The following is a 2,513-nucleotide window of genomic DNA, read 5'->3' as shown; positions in this document are numbered from 1 at the left end:
CCAGCTGGGCGGCGATCTGGGCCTGGGTGCAGTCGCCGAAGTAGGCCAGCCTCAGTACCTCGCGCTGCTCGTCAGGCAGGCGGCTGAGCGCGTCGCGGACCTCGCTCGCCCGCACGTAACGCTCGGCCAGCTCTCGGCCGTCCTCGCCGGCGATGCCGTACAGCTCCTCGACCGGGACCGCCGTGCGGCGCCGCCGGCGAACGTGATCGATCGCCCGTTTGTTGGCGATGCCCAACACCCACGCTCCCAGACTTCTGGAAGGGTCGTAGCGATCCTTGTGGCGCCAGACCTCGTAGAAGACATGCTGCAGGACGTCTTCGGCCTCGTCGTGGGGGACGAGCCTTCGGAGGTATCCGAGCACCATCGGGCTGAGCGCAGCGTAGACCTCGGCGATCGCACCGTCCTGGCCGGTGGCGTGTCGTGCTCTGAGACTGGTGGTGGCGCCCTGTTGCACTGTCGCTTCTTTCATTTGCTTTCCGAGGGGACCTTCGGCCCCATTGGGGTGATCGGTCATCCCCTCGCTGGGGTGAGATCCAGTTCGGTGGCCGCTACCGGCCCCCTCGATCTCACCCCCGTACTCACCCCACCGGGGGGATGTGCCATCCCCTGGCCCCCAGTAGGCTTCGATGGTCAGCTGGTCCCCTCCCACAGGGCCTCGAGCACCGGGCCTGACGAGGAACCGTTAGGAGTTCCAATCGAGGGTCGGTCCCGTCCAGCCGTCGCAGGGATCACCCATCCCGAGGCCGTGTGGGCAGCTCATCCTTCGTGCGACGTCACCGTCGCTGTAGGTGCGTTGCCTCGACGTACCAGGTAACTCCCGTTTCGACCGCGCCGCGGTTGCCTGACTGCCCGCGTGCACGGCCCGTGTCCCAACCTGAGCCAAGGAGCTCCCAAATGCCGCTTGCCGTCGACTTCCAGGGTGGCGTCACCAGCGCCTGGTCGAACGTGATCACGTTCGTACCGAAGCTGGCCGCCGCCCTGGTCATCATCCTGGTCGGCTACCTGATCGCCAAGGTCGTCGCCTCCGTCCTCAACAAGGTCCTGGAACGGGTCGGGTTCGACCGGGCCGTGGAACGCGGTGGCCTCAAGCAGGCCCTGGCCAGGAGCAAATACGACCCGTCTGACATCATCGCCAAGCTGGCCTTCTGGCTGATCTTCCTGGTCACCCTCCAGATCGCCTTTGGGGTGTTCGGGCCCAACCCGATCAGCGACCTGCTCCAGGGCCTGATCGCCTACCTGCCCAACGTGTTCGTGGCCATCGTGATCATCGTGGTTGCCGCGGCCATCGCCAAGGCAGCCACCGATCTGCTGTCCAACCTGCTCTCGAGCGTCTCTGGTGGACAGGTCATGGCCAAGGGGGCCGGCATCGCGGTCCTGGTGTTCGGGGCCTTCGCCGCCCTGGACCAGTTGCAGATCGCCCCCCGGATCGTGACCGGCCTGTGGTACGCCATCCTGGCCATCGTGGTCGGGTCGGCCGTGGTCGCCATCGGCGGCGGCGGGATCAAGACCATGCAGCGCTACTGGGAACGCACCGCCACCAAGGCCGAGGAGCGCGCCCCCGAGCTCAGGCAGCAGGCCCAGCAGTTCTCCTCCGATGAGGGAAACGGAGCTGCGGTCTACGCCGACACCGGGACCCAGGAGTTCGCGGCCCAGCGGCCCGGCCGGCTACGCCGGGACCGCTAGGCCGTCCAGACGGCGGGACGCCTCGACAGGACACCGGGCCGAGGCGTCCCGTCCGCCAACCAACCAGCCATCGCACACCACAGAAGGGAAGTTGCATGCCACCAAGCATCGACACCGTCCAGAGCTGGCAGGGCCGCCCCATGGTCGACCCGGCCGGCGACAAGCTCGGCACCATCGACGCCATCTACCTGGACGACGAGACCGGCCAGCCCGAGTGGGCCACGGTCACCAGGGGCCTGTTCTCCGCCAAGGCCGCCTTCGTGCCGCTCGCCCAGGCCCAGGACATGGGTGACAGCGTTCAGGTGCCCTACGACAAGCAGCAGGTCACCGACGCTCCCAGCATGGAGGCCGACGGGAGCCTCTCCCAGGACGACGAGGCCGAGCTGTACCGCCACTACGGCCTCGACTACAGCGAGCACCGCTCCGACAGCGGCCTGCCCGCCGGCACCGACGACACGGTTGGTCGGGACACCTCCGGGCCGACCACGGATGACGCGATGACGCGTTCGGAGGAGGAGTTGCGCGTCGGCACGACCGAGCGTGAGGCCGGCCGCGTGCGGCTGCGCAAGTACGTCGTCGAGGACGAGGTCACCGAGACGGTGCCGGTACGCCGCGAGGAGATCCGCGTCGAGCGCGAGCCGATCACCGACGGCAACGTCGACGAGGCGCTGGATGGCCCGGGCATCTCCGAAGAGGAGCACGAGGTCGTGCTGCACGAGGAGGAGGTCGTGGTCGACAAGCGCGCCGTTCCGAAGGAGCGCGTGCGGCTCGACAAGGACACGGTCACCGAGCAGCGCGAGGTCACCGAGGGCGTCCGCAAGGAGGAGGTC

General features: G+C 68.2%; 3 protein-coding genes. 2 read left to right on the top strand and 1 reads right to left on the bottom strand.

Going from position 1 to position 2,513, the window contains the following annotated elements:
- Positions 1-514 (bottom strand): sigma-70 family RNA polymerase sigma factor (locus VF468_17475; GenBank protein HEX5880082.1); only part of this gene is annotated, 514 nt, incomplete at its 3' end.
- A 380-nt stretch (positions 515-894) separates the two neighbouring features.
- Here VF468_17475 and VF468_17470 point away from each other — a divergent pair.
- Positions 895-1,683, top strand: a complete 789-nt coding sequence (locus tag VF468_17470) for a hypothetical protein (GenBank protein HEX5880081.1) — start codon at positions 895-897, stop codon at positions 1,681-1,683.
- A gap of 95 nt (positions 1,684-1,778) precedes the next feature.
- Positions 1,779-2,513: PRC and DUF2382 domain-containing protein (locus VF468_17465; GenBank protein HEX5880080.1), on the top strand; the 735-nt coding region annotated here is incomplete at its 3' end.

The organism is Actinomycetota bacterium, from assembly GCA_036280995.1.
In the GTDB taxonomy this organism is placed as follows: Bacteria; Actinomycetota; CALGFH01; order CALGFH01; family CALGFH01; genus CALGFH01.
Note: the sequence above shows the minus strand (reverse complement) of the source record. Positions and strands in the feature narration are given on the sequence as shown.

Bases quoted from the DNA above. Each gene is read 5' to 3' on its own strand.
- VF468_17470 (HEX5880081.1), top strand. From the start codon at position 895: ATGCCGCTTGCCGTCGACTTCCAGGGTGGCGTCACCAGCGCCTGGTCG.